The sequence below is a fragment of the Streptomyces maremycinicus genome (genome assembly GCF_001184025.1).
Lineage (GTDB): Bacteria > Actinomycetota > Actinomycetes > Streptomycetales > Streptomycetaceae > Streptomyces > Streptomyces maremycinicus.
In genome coordinates, this window is record NZ_BBYG01000023.1 from 117,938 (window position 1) to 139,905 (window position 21,968).

17 protein-coding genes are annotated in these 21,968 nt (G+C 70.1%); 11 read left to right on the forward strand and 6 right to left on the reverse strand.

The genetic code is table 11. The annotated features are described in order from the left end of the window. The first annotated feature begins 9 nt into the window (after positions 1-9). On the forward strand, positions 10-978 hold the full coding sequence (gene galE, locus AOQ37_RS34500) for a UDP-glucose 4-epimerase GalE (RefSeq protein WP_062650484.1): 969 nt from the start codon (positions 10-12) through the stop codon (positions 976-978). Between the two features lie 263 nt (positions 979-1,241). Here the strand turns inward: galE and AOQ37_RS34505 are convergent, their stop codons facing one another. From AOQ37_RS34505 to AOQ37_RS34525, 5 genes are all read right to left on the reverse strand, one after another. Next, positions 1,242-3,386, reverse strand: coding sequence for a glycosyltransferase (locus tag AOQ37_RS34505; RefSeq protein WP_062650486.1), 2,145 nt, complete (start codon positions 3,384-3,386; stop codon positions 1,242-1,244). Continuing rightward, the gene (locus tag AOQ37_RS34510; RefSeq protein WP_199825135.1) at positions 3,383-4,627 is read right to left on the reverse strand and encodes a glycosyltransferase; all 1,245 of its coding nucleotides are present in this window, start codon (positions 4,625-4,627) and stop codon (positions 3,383-3,385) included. The genes AOQ37_RS34505 and AOQ37_RS34510 overlap by 4 nt, the downstream gene beginning before the upstream one ends. Positions 4,628-4,827: 200 nt before the next feature. Beyond that, the gene (gene wecB / locus AOQ37_RS34515; RefSeq protein WP_062650490.1) at positions 4,828-5,931 is read right to left on the reverse strand and encodes a non-hydrolyzing UDP-N-acetylglucosamine 2-epimerase; all 1,104 of its coding nucleotides are present in this window, start codon (positions 5,929-5,931) and stop codon (positions 4,828-4,830) included. A 253-nt stretch (positions 5,932-6,184) separates the two neighbouring features. After that, positions 6,185-6,787: an acyltransferase gene (locus AOQ37_RS34520; RefSeq protein WP_062650492.1), complete on the reverse strand. Its 603-nt coding sequence runs from the start codon at positions 6,785-6,787 to the stop codon at positions 6,185-6,187. Positions 6,788-6,883: 96 nt separating this feature from the next. Next, a complete protein-coding gene (locus AOQ37_RS34525) occupies positions 6,884-8,626 on the reverse strand; it encodes a D-glucuronyl C5-epimerase family protein (protein ID WP_062650494.1) in 1,743 nt (580 codons plus the stop codon). A 438-nt stretch (positions 8,627-9,064) separates the two neighbouring features. Here AOQ37_RS34525 and rplU point away from each other — a divergent pair, with 438 nt between their 5' ends. The 8 genes from rplU to AOQ37_RS34565 all read left to right on the forward strand — a co-directional run bounded on the left by rplU (position 9,065) and on the right by AOQ37_RS34565 (position 18,321). Further along, entirely contained in the window at positions 9,065-9,385 is a 321-nt protein-coding gene (gene rplU / locus AOQ37_RS34530) for a 50S ribosomal protein L21 (RefSeq protein ID WP_007381993.1), read from the forward strand. Between the two features lie 14 nt (positions 9,386-9,399). Beyond that, positions 9,400-9,654, forward strand: a complete 255-nt coding sequence (gene rpmA / locus AOQ37_RS34535) for a 50S ribosomal protein L27 (RefSeq protein ID WP_007381992.1) — start codon at positions 9,400-9,402, stop codon at positions 9,652-9,654. A gap of 128 nt (positions 9,655-9,782) precedes the next feature. Then, positions 9,783-11,219 (forward strand): GTPase ObgE, encoded by a 1,437-nt coding sequence (gene obgE / locus AOQ37_RS34540; RefSeq protein ID WP_062650496.1) that lies wholly within the window; start codon positions 9,783-9,785, stop codon positions 11,217-11,219. Between the two features lie 31 nt (positions 11,220-11,250). Then, positions 11,251-11,715, forward strand: coding sequence for an alkaline phosphatase D family protein (locus AOQ37_RS34545; protein WP_374701568.1), 465 nt, complete (start codon positions 11,251-11,253; stop codon positions 11,713-11,715). Positions 11,716-11,717: 2 nt separating this feature from the next. Beyond that, positions 11,718-12,917, forward strand: coding sequence for a hypothetical protein (locus tag AOQ37_RS34550; RefSeq protein ID WP_062650500.1), 1,200 nt, complete (start codon positions 11,718-11,720; stop codon positions 12,915-12,917). 248 nt (positions 12,918-13,165) lie between these two features. Continuing rightward, complete coding sequence (locus AOQ37_RS34555; RefSeq protein WP_062650502.1) at positions 13,166-14,665, forward strand: bifunctional cytidylyltransferase/SDR family oxidoreductase; 1,500 nt, start codon at positions 13,166-13,168, stop codon at positions 14,663-14,665. A 157-nt stretch (positions 14,666-14,822) separates the two neighbouring features. Next, complete coding sequence (locus tag AOQ37_RS34560; protein ID WP_234437104.1) at positions 14,823-16,922, forward strand: CDP-glycerol glycerophosphotransferase family protein; 2,100 nt, start codon at positions 14,823-14,825, stop codon at positions 16,920-16,922. Positions 16,923-17,097: 175 nt separating this feature from the next. Next, a complete protein-coding gene (locus tag AOQ37_RS34565; RefSeq protein ID WP_199825129.1) occupies positions 17,098-18,321 on the forward strand; it encodes a glycosyltransferase family 2 protein in 1,224 nt (407 codons plus the stop codon). Between the two features lie 117 nt (positions 18,322-18,438). Here AOQ37_RS34565 and AOQ37_RS34570 read toward each other — a convergent pair whose 3' ends face one another. Further along, positions 18,439-19,839: a polysaccharide pyruvyl transferase family protein gene (locus AOQ37_RS34570; RefSeq protein ID WP_062650507.1), complete on the reverse strand. Its 1,401-nt coding sequence runs from the start codon at positions 19,837-19,839 to the stop codon at positions 18,439-18,441. 237 nt (positions 19,840-20,076) lie between these two features. Between AOQ37_RS34570 and proB the strand changes: the two genes are divergently transcribed. Further along, complete coding sequence (gene proB, locus AOQ37_RS34575; RefSeq protein ID WP_062650509.1) at positions 20,077-21,183, forward strand: glutamate 5-kinase; 1,107 nt, start codon at positions 20,077-20,079, stop codon at positions 21,181-21,183. Positions 21,184-21,400: 217 nt separating this feature from the next. Then, positions 21,401-21,901, forward strand: a complete 501-nt coding sequence (locus AOQ37_RS34580; protein WP_062650599.1) for a DUF8830 family protein — start codon at positions 21,401-21,403, stop codon at positions 21,899-21,901. Positions 21,902-21,968: the final 67 nt, after the last annotated feature.

A 21,968-nucleotide genomic window follows, 5' to 3' on the forward strand; every position in this document is an offset into this window, starting at 1 on the left:
GGTTTTCTCATGTCCTGGCTGATCACGGGCGGCGCCGGTTTCATCGGCTCGCACGTCGTGAAGGCGATGACCGACGCCGGTGAGCGGGTCGTCGTCCTCGACGACCTGAGCACGGGCCGGCCCGAGCGGCTCCCGGACGGTGTGGTGCTGGAGGTCGGCACGGTCCTCGACGGCGTCGTCGTCGAGCGGGTGCTGCGCGAGCACGGCGTCACCGGCATCGTGCACATCGCGGGCAAGAAGCAGGTGGGCGAGTCCGTGGACCGGCCGCTGTACTACTACCGCGAGAACGTCGAGGGCATGCGGGTCCTGCTGGACGCGGCCGTCGCCGCGGGCGTCGGCCGGTTCCTGTTCTCCTCGTCCGCCGCCGTGTACGGCATGCCCGACGTCGACCTCGTCACCGAGAAGACGCCGTGCGTGCCGATCAACCCCTACGGCGAGACCAAGCTCGCCGGCGAGTGGCTGGTCGGGGCGGTCGGCGCCCGGCACGGGATGGCCACCGCCTCGCTGCGCTACTTCAACGTGGCGGGCGCGGCCACGCCCGAGCTGGGTGACGACGGCGTCTACAACCTCGTCCCGATGGTCTTCGAGCGGCTCGAGGCGGGCGAGGCGCCGCGGATCTTCGGTGACGACTACCCGACGCCCGACGGGACCTGCGTCCGTGACTACATCCACGTCGAGGACATCGCCGCCGCGCATGTCGCGGCCGCCCGCCGGCTGGCCGCCGACCCCGAGGCCCGGCTGGTGCTCAACATCGGCCGAGGCGAGGGCGTCTCGGTCGCCGAGATGATCGACGTCATCCAGGAGGTCACCGGCCGCGCGGAGATCGCACCCGACGTGTCCGGCCGCCGTGCTGGCGACCCGGCCCGGGTCGTGGCCTCCGCCGACCTGATCCACCAGGAGCTCGGCTGGACCGCGCGGCGCGGCGTGCGGGAGATGGTGGAGTCGGCGTGGGCCGGATGGCGGCTGCGGCACCCGTAGCGCGCGGGGCCGTACGCACGGCCGCACGAACGCCCCGGTGTGTGTCCGGCGGATGACCCGCTGGATGTCGGGCCGACTGCCGGGCCGACTGTCGGGCTGGCTGTCCGGCCGGCTGCCGGGCTGGCTGACCGGCCGACCGACCGGCCGGATGTGAGTGCCGGATGTGATGAGTGAGGGCCCCCGGGATGATCCCGGGGGCCCTCACTCATGTCCGTGTCGCTCGCGCGCCGGCTGGTGCGCCGGCCTTCGCGTCGGCTCGCGGGTCAGCTCTCGTCGAGCAGCAGCTTCTCGAAGTGCTTCTGCACCACGGGCCAGTCCCACACGGCCAGGGCGTGCTCGGTGGCGAGCTTGCCCGCCGCGCGCCAGGACTCCTCGGTGGCCGTGATCTTCAGGATCCGCTCGGCCGCCTCGGCGGGGGAGGCCACCACCCAGCCCTCCGGGTAGAGGGTGCGGGCACTGTTGGGCTTGCCCGCGTAGAACGGCCAGTCGCGGGCGACGGGAACGGCGCCGCTGGCCGCGCCCTCCATCAGACCGACGTGGCAGCCCTCGCGCACGGAGGAGCTGATGATCGTACCGATCTCGACCAGCTTCGACGGGACGTCGTCCGTCGGGCCGAGCCGGACCACCGCGCCGGACTCCTCCAGCGGGGCCAGCAGCTCCTCGAACTCGGCCAGGTAGTCCTTGGTGGCCTGGCTGGTCTTCGGGTCCATGTCGCCGCCGACCAGGAGCAGCCGGTAGCGCTCGTCGTGCCTGCGGACCCGCTCCAGGACGTCCAGGGCCCACTTCGGGTCCTTGGCGACCTGGCTGATGCCGATCAGACCGAGGTTGAAGCGGGCCTCGGCCGGCTTCGCGCGGTTGAAGCCCGAGAGGTCCATGGCGTTGTCGATGAGGTGGAAGCGCGGGGCCTGCTCACCGCGCAGCGTCGGCACGAGCGAGGCCGTCAGGTCCTTCACGTGCGGGGCGACGAAGACCATGTCGTCGATCCGGGAGAAGTCCGTCATGTGCGGCCAGCGGGTGAACGCCTCGTAGCTGTGCAGGCGCACGATGATCCGGGTGTCGCCCGGGTCGATCGTGGTGAGCATGCCGGCCGGACCGGCCGCCCACTCCAGGAACACGGTGTCGGCCCAGTCGAGGTGCGGGCGCATCAGGCGCTCCACCTCTTCCTGGTAGTCGCTCGTGTCCCCGGCCAGCCGGTCCTTGAGCATGCGCGGGGCCGCCCAGGAGATCCGCTTCAGGTGCTTGTTCGCCGCCAGGTCGAGGAAGCGCAGTTCGACACCGGGGTGACCGGCGAAGTGCTCCTTGATCAGGTGCAGGAAGTTGTCGTTGGCGCTCGTCGTCACCAGCAGCCGCAGCGGGCGGTCGGTGGGGGCGGGCGCGGCGGGCACCTTGCGGCCGCGGGGGCGGCTCACCGCCTGGAACGCCTTGGAGCGGTGCAGCGGGGCGACGAATCCCTCGGCGTCCTTCGCCAGCGGCGACGACAGCTGGTCGATGTGCAGCACCCGGTGGAAGTGCAGGAACAGGGCGCGGTTGAGCGCCTCGGCCGCATCGTCGGTCCTGCCCTTGGCGAAGAGCGCGTCGGCGTTCGCGAGCTGGGCCGCGACCGCCTTGCCCAGGAAGCGGGGGCTGATGCCCTTCTTCAGCTCCTGCATGACGCCCTCGTTGTAGAGGTCCGCCCGCAGTTGGAGGTCGGGGATCTTCGAGGCGGCGTCCGCGAGGGTGAGGGCGGCACCGCTGGTACGACCCGCCCACTGCATGCCCTCGGCGACGTACCGCGAGGTCGCGGCGCGCACTCTTATGGGCATGCCGGGCGCGGTCACGGCCGAGCGCCACAGCCGGGCGCCGACACCGGAACGCATCACGGGACGCGGGGTCGCGGTGCGCACCAGCTGCGCGGGCAGCCGGTCCACCGAGCGCTTCACATCACGGGCGACGGAGCTCAGCGGCGGCAGGACGGTGGAGTGCCGGGCCGTGGTGCCGCCCTGCGCCTTCAGTTCCTCCACGGCCTTCAGCGCGGGCGCCAGCCCGAACCTGGCCGCGGCGGTGCGGTTGTACTCGGCGAGCCGCCACACCGTGTACACGGCGGCGACGTCCAGGGCGACGAGCACGTCGGCCTTGCGGCCGTGCGAGCGCAGCCAGGAGTCGCTGCGCACCTGCGTCCAGTTGCGCAGGCCGCGCGGGGCCTTGCCGAGCCGGCGGCGCACCGCCTGGCTGCGGTGCTTCAGGGTGCGCGGCAGCTGGTGCACACCGGCCAGTTCGACCTGGGCGAGCTCCTCCGGGACGCCCTCGGCCTCCAGGTGGAACATGCCCGCCAGGTGCACGCGCGCGCCCTGGGCGTTGAACTTGCGCACCGTGTCGGCCAGTACGCCGAGATTCGGCCGGACGGACGCCACGAGCAGGACTTCGGTCACTTGGCGAGCTCCTCGACAAGGTTCTTGACGGCGACGGACATCAGCGCCTCACGAGTGAACTGGTCGGCGTGGGCCATCGCGTCGGCATGCTCCTCGTCGGTGGTCTCCACCGCCATGTGGGCAGCCTTGATGAAGGACTCGGTCAGGCCCGCCTCGTCGAGGCCGGGGGCGCCGGTCCACAGCGGGTGGCCCCTGAGCACGTTCGAGGCGTCGTGCTCGACGGCGTGCGCCGACACGATCGGCAGGCCGGTCGCCATGTACTCGTACACCTTGCCGGAGGTGACGAAGCGGCCGCCGATGAGGATCAGCACCATGGCGTCCCAGCCGGCGTAGATCGAGGAGACCTCGGCCTTGGCGGCGGGACCGCCGAAGACGACGTTGTCGGCCTCGGCCTCCTTGAACACCTCGGCGTGCCGGTTCGCACCGCGCGTGGCGCCGTTGCCGAGGTGACCGCGCAGCTCGAAGCGCGCGTTCGCCAGCAGCGGCTCCTTGGCGCGGGCCGCGCGCCAGGCGTTCAGCACCGTCTCCAGGTGCGGGACGGTGAAGTTGACCGTGCCGAGGTAGCCGAAGACGAGACCCGCCTCGGCGTCCGGGTTGTGCGCCCGGCCCGGCGAGCTGTCCGCGTCGTAGCCGTTGCGGACGACGTGCACCCGGTCGGCGAAGTCGGGGTAGCGCCGGCGGTAGTGCTCGGCGATGGGGTCGTTGACGACCCACAGCGACACCGCGTGGTCCAGGATCTTCTGCTCCCAGCGGCCCTCGGCGGAGTCGCGGGCGAAGGCCTCGACGCCGTCGATGACGTCGATGGACCAGCCGTCGCGGAAGTCCACCGCGTACGGCACCTTCGCGTCCTCCCACAGCTTCCAGGCCGCGGCGAGGTTGACGTACGGCACGCAGCTGGCCAGCAGCAGGTCCGCCGGGTGCTCCCGGTGGATGCGCAGCACGGCCTGCTCGAGGTCCTCGCGCCACTCGCCGAAGTTCGGCTCCGGGAAGTTCTCGGTCTGGCGCTTGCGGAGCTTGGCGACCCAGCCGTTGGGGTCGAGGGCACGCGCCTCGTCGAAGAGGCGGATGTCCGTCTCGAGATCCTCGCGCGCCAGCGGCAGCTCGACGATCTTCACCCTGGGGTCGACCTGGTCCAGCAGGGAGAGGTCGATGCCCGAGTCGAGTTCCCAGGACTCGCGGGCGATGTTCACGACCGTGACGTCCCAGCCGACCTTCACGAACTGGTTGGCGGTCTCGCGCATCCGGTACGTGGAGCTCTTGGCGGCCGGGGGGAACCCGATGGCGAGATAGATGACGTGCGGTCGCTTGCCTTCCGCAGGCGGCCCGGACGGGGGAGACGATGACATAGCGGTTGACGCTAGCACGCTGACATGCACGGACTGTGGGTCACATGTGGCCGTCCGCGTGCGGACGGCCACGTTCCCCCGTTCCGATCCACATGTCAGGCGGGCCGGCTGCCCCCCTTCCATTCCTCCATGAGACGGACGACGTTGTGCGCCGCGCGGCCGTCGCCGTACGGGAAGCCGGGGTCGTCGGTCGGCACGGCACGGGTCACGGTCTCGGCCCATTCCTGGGGCGACAGCGTGTGCGGGTCGGGTACAAGGACGTTCCAGCCGGTGTCGACGGTTTCCACCCACTCGGTCTCCGGGCGGATCGTCGTGCAGATGCGCTCCAGGAGGAACGCCTCCTTCTGGAGACCGCCGGAGTCCGTCACCACCCCCACGGAGGCCAGCACGGCGGCGACCAGGCTCGCGTACGGCAGCGGGCGGCCGACGTGCAGGTTGCCCTGGGACAGCTCGATGCCGTGCTCGTGGGCGCGGGCGACGAGCCGCGGGTGGGCGGCGAGCGCCACCGGCACCGGCAGCTTGGCGAGCGAGTCGACGATCGCGGCGAGCCGCTCGGGGTCGTCGGTGTTGTCCGGGCGGTGCAGGGTCGCCAGCAGGAAGGGCTGCGCCGGGTCGATGCCCTCGGGCAGCTCCGGCGCCGGGAACTCACCGGCGCGGACCTGGTCGCGGATGCGCAGGCAGATGTCGACCATCACGTCGCCGGCCAGCCGGGCGCGGTCGGCGAGGCCCTCGTTCGCGAGGTGGCGCATGGCCTCCTCGGTCGGCGCGAGGAGCAGGTCGGCGCTGTGGTCGGTGAGGACACGGTTGTGCTCCTCCGGCATCCGCCGGTTGAAGGAGCGCAGGCCCGCCTCCAGGTGCGCCACGGGCAGGTGCATCTTCACGGCCGACAGCGCGCCGGCGATGGTGGAGTTGGTGTCGCCGTAGACGAGCACCCAGTCGGGCTGCTCACGGTCGAGGACCGGGTCGAGCGCGGAGAGGACGGCGCCGGTCTGCACGCCGTGGCTGCCGGAGCCGACCCCGAGGTGGACATCGGGGTCCGGGATGCCGAGTCCGGAGAAGAAGACGTCCGAGAGGTCGGCGTCGTAGTGCTGCCCGGTGTGCACGATGACGTGCTCGTGCTCGGTTTCCGCGAAGGCGGCCGCGATGGGGGCGAGCTTCACCAACTGGGGACGGGCGCCGACGATGCTGATGACTTTCACAAAGCACTCTTCTTCTGGGGGCGGGCATGTGGGGAGGGCGAGCAGAGGAAATGGTAGGCAAAGGGTTGGACGCGCCGGATCCGCTGTGGGTTGCCCTGTCGGGGCAGCGTGTCCGGCCGCGTCCGGTCCCTGTCCGTCCAAGCCGTGGTCAGAACACGGCTTTCGGGTTTCGGTCCGCTCGCATAACGATTTCGTGAACCTTGGGTTTACGGGTACGTAAATCGGGTCAACGCGGACGGGTCGTCGCGGGTCGCTAGGCGGTGCGCTCGACCAGCGTTCCGTCCTTCTCGTCGTAGCGGGAGCCGGTCTCCGGGCACTCCCACACCCCCGGCTCCCCGTCCCGCTCGACCAGCCGGACGCCGGCCCGTCCGACCCAGCCGACCCGGCGGGCCGGGACGCCGACGACCAGCGCGAAGTCCGGCACGTCCTTGGTGACGACGGCGCCGGCGGCGACCATCGCCCAGCGGCCGATGGTCAGCGGCGCGACACACACCGCGCGCGCCCCGATGGAGGCCCCGTCGGCGATGCGCACGCCGACGGCCTCCCAGTCACCGCCGCGCTTCTGCTTGCCCTCCGGGTCCACGGAACGCGGGTTGTGGTCGTTGGTGAGGACGACGGCGGGGCCGATGAAGACGCCGTCGCCGAGCTCGGCCGGCTCGTAGACGAGCGCGTAGTTCTGGAGCTTGCAGTTGTCGCCCATGCGGACACCGGAACCGACGTACGCCCCGCGGCCGACCACGCAGCCCTCGCCGAGCCGCGCGCCCTCCCGGATCTGGGCGAGGTCCCACACACTGCTCCCGGCGCCGATCTCGGCATCCGCGTCGACCTGGGCGCTGGGCTGGACCCTGTAGTTCACTTCTCCGCCTTCCGGTGTCTGGCTACGCCTGGCGAGCATACGGGCAGGGGCCGCGCCTCCGACGAGGACGGCCCCTGCCCGCGCGAGCGCGTTCGCTCAGTGTCCGTCGGTGGTGACCTGGTTGGCCGGGATCCAGTACCCGGCGAGCTCCTCCGAGGTGATCCGCACCATCGACCGCCCGTTCACGATCGCCCTGCGGTCGAACTGGAGGGTCTTCGGCGCGGAGTACTTCAGGGTCCTGAGCGTGCCGGCCACGCCGTTGGTGCCGAAGTCGACGGCCTCGGCGGTGGCGTTCGCGGCGATCGTGAGCGTGCGGGGCACCTTGTAGGTGACGGTGACGTGCTCACCGCGCAGGAACGCCTTCGGGTAGGCCTCCCCGATCCAGTAGCCCTTGTACGCTCCGGCGCTGATCCGGTACCAGACGCCCGCGCCCTGGATGCGTCGGCGCATGTCGATCGGCGCCTGGGTGGCGCGGGCGAAGACGACCTTCTTCGAGCTGAGGATCTTGTCGGCCTTGGCCTTGACCCAGCTGCCGTCGGCCTTGGTGTCCAGCTTGTACAGGGTGTGGGTGCCGGCGGCGATGGCGATCACCGAGCCGGTCTTCACGCCCGGCGGGACGTCCTCGATCAGCATGTCCAGCTGGTGGGCGAAGACCGAGCTGTCGGTCTGCCAGTTGAGCTGCTGCCAGAGCGTGATGTGGTGGTGGTGGTAGGTGTTCGCCGGGATCCGGTGCGTCTGGCAGTAGTAGGAGAACCAGCGCGGGTTGCGCAGCAGCGTGAAGTACCGGGCGATCGTGGTGCAGGCGCCGTCGTACAGCTGGGCGGCGAGCTCGTTCCCGGTCAGCCGGTGGTAGTCCCAGAGGCCGAACATCGCGAAGATCATGCCGTTGTACGTGTAGTCGCCCGTGCCGGCCGCCTTGAACGGGTACTCCTGGATCCAGAGGTAGCCCGCCCTGTCCTTGTTCACCACCCACGGGTTGGCGTTGTCGGCGCGCAGCAGCGAGGCGAAGGCGCCGTCGGCGGCCGTGCGGTACAGGGCCCGCTCGTCCGCGCTGAGCCCGTCCTCCAGGCCGGCGAGCTGGGCGAAGAGGCTGATCGCCTCGCCCTGGGCCATGCCGGAGTACCAGGGTGCCTTGTAGACGACACCGCTGTGCTCGGCGTGGGTGAAGTCGAAGGGGTACGGGAAGTACCAGGCGCCGCGGGTCTCGACGCGCTTGGCGATCAGCCGGTCGGCCTGGGCCTTGGCGCGCTGGAGGAACACCGCCTTGCGGGTCGGGTCGGTCTCGACGCGGTAGCTGGTGATGCAGCCGAGGCCGAACTGGATCTGCCCCACGGGGTGGTCGTACGACTTCCCGTCGGCCGTGTACTTCATGTACACACCGTCGGCGTTCAGGTGGTAGTCGCCCGAGGAGAGGTTGACGTTGGCCCAGGTGGTGGCGCGGTTGCGCCACGGCTTCATGGCCTCCGGCAGATCGGGGACGATCTGGTAGCCGGCCTTCTGGAACTCGAACGGCAGGGTGGTCGGGACGTCCGTCTCGGTCGGCGTGCCACCGGTGTACGGGATGCGCGTGCCGGCGCTCGGCTCGCTGACGCTGCCGCCTTCCAGCGGGTCCGGCAGCGGCGGCACGGGTATGGACTCCGTGCCCGTGCCGGGAGGCAGGCTCAGCGCGATCGACCGCGGCATGTTGGCGAACGGGTCGGTCGGCGTGGGCGACTCGAAGACCCCGGTCGCCATCGCCGTGACGGCTCCGCCACCTACGACCGCCACCCCCGCGGCGCCGCCCCCGGCCAGCCGGATGAACCGTCTCCGGCCGATTTCGGCACGCCTCTTTCCAGCCATAACTCTGGTCCCCCCCAAGGGTGTTGATCGGCCATGATCAACAGATGATCTTGTTTGGCAGTGAATGTGGATCGTATGTGAAACCCGGAGGTTTTCGTGATGGTCGTGAGAAGTTCAGCCGAAGGGGAGTCGAGGTGCGCCGGAGAGGGATCGGGGCATAGCGGTGTGTTGTGGGACCTTCGGCAAAGGGGTGCGAGGGTTCTGTGATGCAACCGTGATCCCTGAGGGGTGTCGATGGCGGGCGCCCGGCCCGGTTTGACCCCTCAAGCCGGGCCCCGTAGCCTTGACCCTCGGCGTGTCGGCTGACACGCCACATCCCCGTAAACCCTCTTCCTCCCGGGTGCCGGTTACCTCGGTGGTCGGGAGAGGCCGTCCGTGTTCGTTCCCGGACGGCTGGACTGCGGGGATGCCGTCCCAGAGCGAGAGAGTGAGATCCGCGTGTACGCCATCGTGCGCAGCGGTGGCCGCCAGCACAAGGTTGCTGTCGGTGACATCGTTGAGGTTGACAAGATTTCCACTGCCAAGGTTGGCGACACGGTCGAGCTCTCGACCCTGCTCGTTGTCGACGGCGACGCTGTGACCAGCGACCCGTGGGTGCTGGCCGGCATCAAGGTCCAGGCCGAGGTCGTGGACCACCACAAGGGTGTGAAGATCGACATCCTTCGCTACAAGAACAAGACCGGCTACCGCCGTCGTCAGGGCCACCGCCAGCAGTACACGGCGATCAAGGTCACTGAGATCCCCGCGGCTGCGAAGTAAGGGACTGAGGAGACATGGCACACAAGAAGGGCGCATCGTCCACCCGGAACGGTCGCGACTCCAATGCCCAGCGGCTCGGCGTGAAGCGCTTCGGCGGTCAGGTCGTCAACGCGGGTGAGATCCTGGTCCGCCAGCGCGGCACCCACTTCCACCCCGGTGCGGGCGTCGGCCGTGGCGGCGACGACACGCTGTTCGCGCTGAACGCCGGTGCGGTGGAGTTCGGTACCCACCGTGGCCGCAAGGTCGTGAACATCGTTCCGGTCGCCTGACCCGTCAGGTAACCGATCGGAAGCTTTCGCGAGGCGGACCTCACTTCCCGTGCGGGAAGGCGGGTCCGCCTTTCGCGTGTTAGGCAGTAAGAAACCCGTACGTTTTTCGCAGTGCTGGAGGCACCCACATGACCACCTTCGTGGACCGCGTCGAACTCCATGTCGCCGCGGGTAACGGAGGCCACGGCTGTGCCTCCGTCCACCGTGAGAAGTTCAAGCCGCTCGGTGGCCCCGACGGGGGCAACGGCGGCCGTGGCGGCGACGTGATCCTGGTCGTCGACCAGTCGGTCACCACGCTCCTCGACTACCACCACAAGCCCCACCGCAACGCCACCAACGGCAAGCCCGGCGAGGGCGGCAACCGCTCGGGCAAGGACGGCCAGGACCTGATCCTGCCGGTCCCGGACGGCACCGTCGTCCAGGACAAGGCCGGCAACGTGCTGGCGGACCTGGTCGGCAACGGCACCTCGTACATCGCCGCCCAGGGCGGCCGCGGCGGCCTCGGCAACGCGGCGCTGTCCTCGGCCCGCCGCAAGGCGCCCGGCTTCGCGCTGCTCGGCGTGCCCGGTGACCTCCAGGACATCGTCCTGGAGCTGAAGACGGTCGCCGACGTGGCTCTCGTCGGCTACCCGAGCGCGGGCAAGTCCTCGCTGATCTCCGTGCTGTCCGCCGCCAAGCCGAAGATCGCGGACTACCCCTTCACGACCCTGGTCCCGAACCTGGGCGTGGTGACGGCCGGCTCCACGGTCTACACGATCGCCGACGTGCCGGGCCTCATCCCGGGCGCCAGCCAGGGCAAGGGCCTGGGGCTGGAGTTCCTGCGCCACGTCGAGCGGTGCAGCGTCCTGGTGCACGTGCTGGACACGGCGACCCTGGAGTCCGAGCGCGACCCGCTCTCCGACCTCGACATCATCGAGGAGGAGCTCAAGCAGTACGGCGGCCTCGGCAACCGGCCGCGGCTCGTGGTCCTGAACAAGATCGACGTACCGGACGGCAAGGACCTCGCCGAGATGGTCCGCCCGGACCTGGAGGCGCGCGGCTACCGCGTCTTCGAGGTGTCCGCGGTCGCCCACCTCGGTCTGAAGGAGCTGTCCTTCGCCCTCGCCGAGATGGTGGGCGCGGCGCGCGCGGCCAAGCCGAAGGAGGAGGCGACCCGGATCGTCATCCGCCCGAAGGCGGTCGACGACACCGGCTTCACCGTCACGCTGGAGGAGGACGGTCTCTTCCGCGTCCGGGGCGAGAAGCCCGAGCGCTGGGTGCGCCAGACCGACTTCAACAACGACGAGGCCGTCGGCTACCTCGCCGACCGGCTCAACCGCCTCGGTGTGGAGGACGCGTTGATGAAGGCGGGCGCCCGCGGCGGCGACGGCGTCGCCATCGGCCCCGAGGACAACGCGGTCGTCTTCGACTGGGAGCCGTCGGTGACGGCCGGCGCCGAGATGCTCGGCCGACGCGGCGAGGACCACCGCTTCGAGGAGCCGCGTCCCGCGACCCAGCGCCGCCGGGACAAGCAGGCCGAACGCGACGAGGCGACCCAGGAGTTCGAGGGCTTCGAGCCCTTCTAGCCCCTCCGGGCCCCGTTCCTCGAGACCCGTGGTGGCCGGCCTTCCGCAGGCCGGCCACCACGGGTCTCTCGTTGTCTCCCCGGCGGAGACCGAACTGCCGGCCGGTCCCGGCAAGCAGGGGTACCACGACGCCCGGGACGGTCACCAGGCCGAACGCAACGCCCTCCTGGAGGAGTTCGCCTCGGTCCGCAACCCGGTGGTGCTCGGCGGCGACCGGCACATGACCACGATCAGCGACCTGAGGAAGGACTTTGCCGACCCCGGCTCCGCCGTCGTCGGCGCCGAGTTCGTCGGCACCTCGATCTCCGGCAACGGCGACCGGGACCAGGCCGCCTTCCACGCCCGGTGGGACCCGATGAGGGCCGGCAACCCGCACGTGAGGCTGATCGTGGGTGTGAGGACCCTGCCGGGAAAGGCGCTGACCGCAGCCCGGGACTCATCCGCGCCTCAGGGTCCTCTCAGCGTCCCCCAAGGAACCTCTCTTACCGTCCCTTGACCATGGAGACGGACTGTACGCATCCCACGGACTGTACGAGTGACGGCGCCTCGACCCCCGCGGGACCCATCCCGCTGCCCACCGGCACCCGGCTGCTGCACATAGGGCCGCACAAGACCGGGACCACCTCGATCCAGGGCGCCCTCTTCGCGGCGAAGGAGAAGCTGCCGGCGTACGGCGTCGCGTACCCGGCGCAGAGCAGACACCCCATGCAGGCCGTGCTCGCGGCCTGCTCCCGCCCCGGGATGATCGGCGACACCACCCCCACCGAACGGCACTGGACGCGGCTCGTGGACCAGGTGCGCGCCGCCGGCCGCCACACCGCCGTGGTCAGCAGCGAGTTCTTCGCCGACGCCCCGGACGACGCGACCGCCGAGCGGATCGTCGGGCAGCTCGGCGGGGAGCCGGTGCACGTGCTGGTCACGCTGCGCCCGCTGGTGAGGGTCCTGCCCTCGCAGTGGCAGCAGTACGTGCAGAACGGCCTGCGCATGGGCTACGAGGACTGGCTGGAGCACATGCTCCGCAAGGCCCCCTACGAGAAGCCCACCCCCAGCTTCTGGCGCCGGCACCGGCACGACCGTCTGGTGGAGCGGTGGGTGCGGGTGGTCGGGTCCGACCGGGTCACCGTCGTCGTGGTGGACGACCGGGACCGGGGTGGGCTGATGCGTACCTTCGAGAGACTGCTCGGGCTCCCTGCGAATCTCCTTCAACCCGTTCCGGACACCGCGAATCGCTCTCTCACCCTCGCCGAGACCGAAATGCTGCGCACCCTCAACAAGGAATTCCGCGGTAATGGCCTCCCCGACGAGCTCTATTCCCAGCTGGTTCGTAACGGCGCGGTCATGCATATGAAGAACACGTGCAGTCCCACGTCACACGACGTGAGGATCCGCACACCCGAGTGGGCGGTCCGGGCGGCCACCGCCATCGGCGCCGGGACGGCCGTGCGGATCGGCGCGGCGGGGGTGCGGGTGATCGGTGACCCGGCCCTGCTGTCCGCCGAGCCGGAGCCCGCCGGCCGGCCGGAGCCGGAGCGGGCCCTGATCGCGCCCGAGGTGGCCGCTCAGGCCCTGTACGGGGCGCTCGCCGCGGTGGCCGCGGGGCCCGGCGGGGCCTTGGCACGCCCGGTGCACCGGACCTCGTCGAAGGAACTCGTACGGGTTCTCGGGCATCGCTGTCTCGAGCGGCTGCGACGGCACTGACGTTCTCCGGCACGTCCTTGTACGTGTCACTCGGTCACTCTCGGCAATGAGATACTCGTTGTGCAGTAACTCACAGGATTTCCAGGGACCATCCATGGGAAGCCGCGAGCGTGTCCGGCCAATCGTCGGCGACGCAAGGTGAATGCCGGGTTGCGTACACATTTGCAGCGAACGGCGCTCACCTTGCATCGCGGTAACCGCAAGTGGGACCATTTCCCCGTTCCCTGTCGCCCCAAGGTAGGTCTTCTGTGTCCCAGCACATAGCCAAGCCCCGAACCACCGCAGTGATCCTGGCCGGTGGCACCGGCCAGCGGGTGGGTCTGTCGATCCCCAAGCAGCTGCTGAAGATCGCCGGCAAGGCAGTCATCGAGCACACCCTGACCACCTTCGAGAAGGCCGACTCGATCGACGAGATCATCGTGCTGATGGCGCCGGGCTATGTGCCGGACATCGAGAAGATCGTGTCCAAGGCCGGTTTCAAGAAGGTCCGGAAGATCATCGAGGGCGGCTCCACCCGGAACGAGACCACCGAGCGCGCCATCGCGGCCCTGGGCGAGGGGCTGGCCGACGGCGAGGACCTCAACGTCCTCTTCCACGACGCCGTGCGTCCCCTGCTCTCGCAGCGGGTCATCGACGACTGCGTCACGGCGCTCGAGCGCTACCAGGCGGTCGACGTCGCCATCCCGTCCGCGGACACCATCATCGTCACGCGCACCCACGGCGACGACGGCGAGTTCATCACCGAGATCCCGGACCGCTCCCGGCTGCGCCGGGGTCAGACCCCGCAGGCGTTCAAGCTGTCCACCATCCGCCGGGCCTACGAGGTGGCGGCGGGCGACCCGAACTTCCAGGCCACCGACGACTGCACCGTCGTGCTGCGCTACCTGCCCGACGTGCCGATCCACGTCGTGGCGGGCGACGAGTACAACATGAAGGTGACCCAGCCGGTCGACGTCTTCATCGCCGACAAGCTCTTCCAGCTGGCCTCCTCGGCCGCCCCCGAGCAGATGGGCGAGGAGGTCTACCGCGAGCTCCTCACCGGCAAGACCGTGGTCGTCTTCGGCGGTTCGTACGGCATCGGCAAGGACATCGCCGAACTCGCCGAGTCCTACGGGGCCACGGTCTACGCGCTGGGCCGCTCCACCACCGGCACGCACGTGGAGAACCCGGAGGAGGTCGACGACGCCCTGTCCAAGGCGTACAGCGAGACCGGGCGCATCGACCACGTCGTCAACACCGCGGGAGTCCTGCGCATCGGCAAGCTGGCCGAGACGGACAACGCGACCATCGAGGAAGCGCTGAAAGTCAACTACCTGGCGCCGGTGCAGATCGCCCGTTCGGCGTACAAGTACCTGGCGGAGACCAAGGGTCAGCTGCTGCTGTACACCTCCAGCAGTTACACCCGGGGACGCGCCGAGTACAGCCTGTACTCCTCGACCAAGGCGGCCATGGTGAATCTCACCCAGGCCCTCTCCGACGAGTGGGCCGGTGACGGTATCCGGGTGAATTGCGTCAACCCGGAGCGCACGGCCACGCCCATGCGCACCAAGGCCTTCGGGCAGGAGCCGTCGGGCAGTCTGCTCTCCTCCGAGGCCGTCGCCCGCACCTCGCTCGACGTGCTGCTCTCCGAGCTCACCGGGCATGTCATCGACGTCCGCCAGCAGGACCCGACGGCGGCCGCGGGCCGGGCGTCGGGCTTCGAGCAGGCCCTGGCCGGAGTGCTCGACCGACAGGATGGCATGGCATAATCCGTCGTAAATAGCCATCGAATTTTCAGGCCTCTGTGGCTCCCTGTTTACGGAGAATTCACAGGGGCCTGAATCCGTAAAACTCCCGAAACCTTCACAAAGGATTTTCCGGACTTTTAGTACCTATGACCGGCCCCCTCCCAGAGCAGGTTTCTCCGTGATATCCACCGCTATTCGCGTAGCCCGGGTGGGCAGCGCGGCCGAATTGGCCGCGGCGGTCCTCATGACGCTGGGCTACCCCGGCCTCATGGCGGCCGCGCTCGTCCCGAGCGCCCCCGCCTTCGCCGCCGCGGCCGCCGTGACCTACCTGGCGGACCTCTACCTCCACCGCAAAGGCAGTCGTCTCATCGCCCTCCTGGGCAAGGTGCGGGCCGGTCTGTCCACCCGGTTCCTGGTCCGCGAGCTGCTGCTGATCCTGCTGCTGGCGAGACTCGACCTCTCGCAGGAGCCGGTCTTCTACGCGGCGATCGCGTGCTTCACGGTGTTCTTCGGTCTCCAGGCCCCGCACGGCGCGCTGGTCACCCTGATCGGCAAGCGCCGTCAGATGCCGGTCGTGACCAGGAACGTCGACCTGGCCTCCAGGCTGCGCATACCGGACGCCCCGCCGCGCCGGCTGCTGAGCCGCGCCACCGTGAAGATGCTCCACCTCGACCTCGCGGCCGTCGTGGGACTCCTCGTCTGCGCGATCACCGACTCCGAGACCGCGGGCTTCGTCGGTATCGGCGTCACCCTGGTCCTGAGCGCGCTGTACGTGCTGGCGCTGGTGCCGTACCTGCGGGCGAAGCGGCTGCCGCCGAAGGCCGACAAGGTCCTCGGCACGGTCAGCGCCTGGCTGCGCGAGTACCGGCCGCAGACGGTGCTGTACTTCTCGGGCTCCGACGACTCCGCCTACCAGGTCAACATGTGGCTGGAGACCATGGAGCAGATGGAGTCGCGGCCCCTGGTCATCCTGCGTGAGCGCACCGTCCTGGAGAAGATGGCGCCCACGTCGGTCCCTGTCGTCTGCGTGCCCGGGGGGGTGCACCTGATGAACATGGACCTGTCCATGGTGCGGGTCGCGTTGTACTGCGCGAACGTCGGCAAGAACATCCACCTGCTGCGGGTGCCGACCATGAAGCACGTCTTCATCGGCCACGGCGACAGCGACAAGCTCGCCAGCGTCAACCCGTTCAGCAAGGTCTACGACGAGGTGTGGACCGCCGGCCGCGCGGGCCGCGACCGCTACGCCATCGCCGACGTCGGTATCCGCGACGAGGACATCGTGGAGGTCGGCCGCCCGCAGCTGGCGCCGATCAGGACGTGGCAGGGCGCGCCCGAGGGGCGCATCCCCACCGTGCTGTACGCGCCCACCTGGGAGGGCTGGGACGACAACCCGGGCAACACCTCGCTCCTGCTGGCCGGCGAGAACATCGTCAAGAAGCTGGTCGCGGCCGAACCCCCGGTCCGCGTCCTGTACAAGCCGCACCCCTTCACCGGCACCCGCAGCGCCAAGGCGGGCGCCGCGCACCGGCGGATCACGGCCCTGATCAAGAAGGCCGCCGCCCAGCGCGCGGGCGACCCCCGCTTCACCGCCGACCCGGCGGCCGAGGCCGAGGCCAAGGCGCAACTGACCCGTCTGAAGGCCCGGCTGGACGGTCTCTCCCTCGCGTTCGACGAGCGCGCCGACGAAGCCGTGACGAGCCGTGACGGCATCGTCGACCTCCGCAAGCACGAGGAGGCCGCCCGGCTGCGCGCCGAGTGGAACGAGGCCTACTGGCGCTCCTTCCCCTCCTTCGAGCACCGGGTGATCACCGGCGCCGAACCCCGTCTGTACGACTGCTTCAACGCCTCCGAGGCGATGGTCTCGGACATCTCCAGCGTGGTCTCCGACTTCATCGCGAGCGGCAAACCGTATGCGGTCGCGGACTCCGCGGAGCTGGGCGCCGAGGAGTTCAGGCGGCAGAACACCGCCGTGCGCGCGGCGGTCATCCTCGGCAACGACGCCGCCGAGCTGGACCAGCTGCTGGACGCCGTCCGCGACCCGGCCGCCGATCCGCTGGCCAAGGACCGCAAGGAACTCAAGGAGTACCTGCTCGGACCGGACGAGCCCACCTCGCTCGAACAGTTCGACTCCGCGATCACCGATCTCGCGCTGAAGGCCGAGGCCCGCAACGTCGGCCAGGAGTCCCACGCGGTCACGATGGACGACGCGGTCGGTGCCGCGCCGGACGACGCGACGGAACTGCCCAAGGATTCCAGGGGTGTCACGGCCGGCTGACGCCCGTGTTTCCTGAGGCCGGGTCCCCGGAGAGTTCTCTCCGGGGACCCGGCCTTTCGTGTGTTCTGTGATGTGGGACACGTGCCGAAACCCAGGCAACCCGCCCCGTTCATCCATCGTCTACCGGGTATCCAAAGTGTTCATGTGAGGTACCGGTGCGTGATGAGAGGGACAAGTGACCGCGCAGCCTGACGTCACGGTGGTCATCGGGGCGTACGAAGCGATGCCGTACCTGGTCGATTGCCTGGCATCGGTCGAGGCGCAGACCCTGGACGCGGCACGCTTCGAGGTCGTCGCCGTGGACGACGGCTCCCGGGACGGCACCGGGGAGTACCTGGAGGAGTTCGCCGCCCGCGTGCCCATGGCCGTCACCGTGGTCCGCCAGGAGAACTCCGGAGGCCCCAGCGGCCCGCGCAACGTCGGCCTCTCCAAGGCCGCCGGGCGCTATGTCTTCTTCCTCGACGCCGACGACCGGCTCGGCGCCGAGGCTCTGGAGCGCATGGTCGCCATGGCCGACCGCAACGGCACGGACGTCGTCCTCGGCCGGGTCGAGGGCATCAACCGCAAGCCGCCGAGGTCGATGTGGGGCGAGACCCTCGACCGCACGGACGTCTACTCCTCCAACATCAAGTTCACCCTCAGCGCCCAGAAGCTGTTCCGCCGGGAGTTCTTGGAGCGCCACGGCATGCGCTTCGACGAGTCACTGTGGACCGGCGAGGACGCCCTGTTCACGATGGAGGCCTATCTGCGGGCCGACGGCGTCTCCGTCCTCGCCGACTACACCTGCTACTACCTGGTGGGCCGTACCGACGGCAAGCACGTGACGAAGAGCGGGAGTTACACCCTGCGCTTCGACTCCGCGCGCGCCCTGATGGGCCTGCTGGAGCGGCTCGTGCCGCCCGGTGCCAAGCGGGACGTGCTCATGGTCCGTCCGTTCCTCGTCACCGTGCTGCCGCAGTTCGGGCCGGTCTTCCTCAGGAACGACGAGGAGATCCGCCGCACCAAGCTGGAGCTGGCCGAGCCGCTGATGGACGCCTACTGGAACGAGGGAGTCGCCCAGCGGCTCCTGGTCCACGAGCGGCTGCGCCTGGAGCTGGTGGCCCGCCGGCGGCCCGAACTCCTCGTGGACGTGCTGGAGTTCATCCAGGCCAAGAGCGAGCCGACGCCGGTCCTGAAGAAGCGCAACACCCAGCTCTACCTGGCCTATCCGCACTACGGCTCGCGCACGGCCGGCCTGCCCGACCGGATCTACCTGGCCGAGCCCCGCGAGGCGAAGAGCTATCCCGGCTGGCGCAAGGACCCGACCGAGACCTTCCTGCGCGGCTTCACCCGCAAGGTCCGCCGCAGGCTCCGCCGGCTGCGGCGCACGATGCGACCGGGCGGCACGGCAGCCGCGTGAACCGGCGTGCGATGCCGCCCGACGACCTGGCGCCGCCCGACCTGGCGCCGCCCGACCCGGTGGCGCCCGACCGTGGTGCCGTTCGGCCGAAGCGCCCTTCGGTCGTGCTCGGCGGGCCTACTTGCCCGGCTTCAGCGCGCGGCGCAGCGGGCCGCCCACCGCACGCTTCGCGCGACGGTAGATCGACGGGGCGGGGATGACCGCGGCGGCCTTGGCCGCGGCCTTCGCGCCGGGCCGGCTCTTCAGCAGGTCCCGCTTCAACTGGGTGTTCTGGGCGTCCAGTTCGGTGATCCGCCGCTGGAGCCAGCCGAACCGGTCGGCCAGCGAGGCGAGATCCGCGTCGTTCCAGGGGCGCACGCCCGCCGGGAAGGACAGCGAGCGCAGCTTCTTCTCGAAGGCCACGCCGCCGTCCCCGTGGGTGAAGGTGTTCGGCAGCCCGTTCTTGTCCAGGAACGCGGTGAACCGGTCGAAGCGCTCCTTGTGGTTGCCGCTGAGCGCCGTGAAGTCGGCCTCCTCGTACAGTGCGGCCGGGTCGAGGTCCGCGGGCACCTCGCTGAGCAGCCGGTGCGGTATCTCGAAGTAGCGGCACAGCTCCAGCGTGCGCGAGTCGAAGGCCAGCACGGTCGCCGGCGTGCCCGCCAGCAGCGCCGCGATATTGCCGTGGATGCGTGAGCCGAACGAGTAGTCGAAGTCCCGCAGGTCGTCGATCCAGGTGATCGGGTCGATGTAGACCCGGGCCTTGTCCTCCCGGTACATCGGGTGGTCGGGGTGGGTCGGCATCTCGGTGATCCGGCCGGCCGGGGAGTCCACGTCCCGCCAGTGCAGCTGCTTGGCGTCGGTGAGGTTCTGGCCTATGTAGCGCAGGTGCGGGTAGCGCTCGTGGGTGCGGGTGATGACCTTGTGCAGACCGCCGCCGCGCACCGCGGTGTGCGAGCCGTTGACGGCGATCCGCGACTCCGGGGTCAGCGCCGCCGACTTCTTCTCGACGGGCAGCCGGTCGCCGTGCATGAACATCGACGGACAGCCGATGACCTCGACGTCCCGGAAGCCCATGTCGTTCAGGTACTGCTCGGTGAACTCGCCCCGCACGCCGATGGACGCGCTGTGCTCCAGCACCGCCGCGCAGAAGGCGCGCACGCTGGGCTCCATGGGCTTCAGCCGAGCCGGGTCGTAGGTCACGCCGGTCTGCGCCCCGACGCCCATCACCACGACGGGGATCTTCAGCTTCGATATGAGCCGGGTCAGCCGCTGGAGCGGCTGCTCGAAGGTCGGCCGGAAGGCGTTGGCCAGCGGGACGACGAAGGCGTCGTACTCCTCGTTGATGCGGGCCGCCGCGCTCACATCCGTGCGCATGCCGTTGGAGAAGACCTCGGAGTCCGGCGTGGTGAGGATCTTGTGCGCGGCATCACTGAAGATCAGGTTGCCGGAGTTGGTGGCGATGACGTCGCGGTGGAGGGCTTCCTCGACGGGGACGACGTCGAAGGGGCTCTTCCCCGATCTCAGGAGTATGCGCTTCACAGGGCGAACTGTAGGTGACACAAACTTCAAAATAAATTTGTGTTCTCTTCAAATCGTATGGGGAACGCGTACAACCTTTTTGCCGTACACGAAGAGTGAGCGAACGGTTACAGCTGCGGGATGTCCGCGCAGTGGAACTCCCGCGCGGCCCTCGCCCCTGTTCGCGTAGATTGCCAGGCGGGCAGCCGTCGACCTACGCAAGGGGCGAAGTACAAGGTGGCAGGGGCAAGGCAGGCCGTGAGCGAGGCCCGCAGGATCGTCGTCAAGGTCGGCTCCTCGTCGCTGACCACCGCCTCCGGCGGGCTCGACGCCGACCGGGTGGACGCGCTCGTCGACGTCCTCGCCAAGAGCCGCAGCGGGGGCGAGAAGGAGATCGTGCTCGTCTCCTCGGGCGCCATCGCCGCCGGCCTCGCCCCGCTGGGCCTGCGCCGCCGCCCCCGCGACCTCGCCCGCCAGCAGGCCGCCGCCAGCGTCGGCCAGGGCCTGCTCGTCGCCCGCTACACCGCCTCCTTCGCCCGCTACGGCGTCCGCGTCGGGCAGGTGCTGCTGACCAGCGACGACATGAGCCGTCGGGCCCACCACCGCAACGCCTCCCGCACCCTCGACCAGCTGCTCTCGATGGGCGCGTTCCCGATCGTCAACGAGAACGACACCGTCGCCACCGACGAGATCCGCTTCGGCGACAACGACCGGCTCGCCGCGCTCGTCGCCCACCTCGTCCACGCCGACCTGCTGATCCTGCTGTCCGACGTCGACGGCGTGTACGACGGCGACCCCGGCAGGCCGGACACCTCACGGATCGCCGAGGTGCACGGCCCCGAGGACCTCGCGCACGTCGAGATCGGCAGCACCGGCAAGGCGGGCGTCGGCACCGGCGGCATGGTCACCAAGGTCGAGGCCGCCCGGATCGCGGCCGCCGCGGGCATCCCCGTGGTGCTCACCAGCGCCGTCCACGCGGCCGACGCCTTCACCGGCGGCGACACCGGCACCTTCTTCCACTCCACCGGCAGGCGCTCCGCCGACCGGCTGCTGTGGCTCCAGCACGCCTCCACCCCGCAGGGCTCGCTCACCCTGGACGACGGCGCCGTGCGCGCGGTCGTCGAGCGGCGCACCTCGCTGCTGCCGGCCGGGATCGCGGCCGTCGAGGGCGAGTTCAGCGCGGGCGACCCCGTCGAACTGCGCGACACCCGCGGGCGAGCGGTGGCCCGCGGTCTCGTCAACTTCGACGCCAAGGAGATCCCCCAGCTGATCGGGCGGTCGACCAGGGAACTGGCGCGGGAACTGGGCGCGGAGTACGAGCGCGAGGTCGTCCACCGGGACGACCTGGTGATCCTGCACCCGTAAACCCGCTCGAACGGTCCGTACCGGTGGGGGACGTTCCGTGAAACCGCCCCGCGGAGCCGTGCGGCCTGCTCAACTTTGTCCCAGGGACAAATTCGTTCCGGGGACAGAGAACGCGGGACACGTTCCGCACGAGCGCTGCGTGAAGGAGGCCGTCGTGAGACGAGTGCGCCCTGGGGTGGCAGCGGCCCGTGGGAGTACCGGCGAAACCGGTTCGACGGTGTCGCGTACGGCCGGTCCGGCTCCGTCCCGCACGGCGGGTCCGGCGCCCGCGCCGGCGCGCGCGCCGGGCGAGGAGCGCGCGCTGACCAGTGTGGCGGCCGGCGAGCGGTACCTGGCCCAGGAGGGCGCCGAGTCGAAGGGTGAGCAGCCCGTGGACCTGCCCCGGCTGTGGCACGTCACCCTCAGCGTCTCCGGCGAGCAGGCCCCGCTGAAAGAGGTCCGGCGGGCCCTCGAGCAGCTCGCGCACGACCATCCCTTCCTCCTGACCAGCAGATACGCGGGCGACCACGCCGAGATCCGGTACTGGGAGGAGGCCCGCGACCTGCACGACGCGGCCGCCGTCGCCCTGCGCCTGTGGGGCGAGCACCGCCAGACCGCCGGACTGCCGCCCTGGGAGATCGTCGGCCTGGAGGTCATCGACCGCCAGACCTACCACCAGCGCATCGCGGAGGGCTACGGACCGGCCCCGGCGACCCCGGTCGGCGTCCACCCGTACTGACGCCCTCGCCGGGCGGCCCCGAGGTGCTCCGGCGGCACATCTCGGGGTGTGGAACGAGCGGTGGACC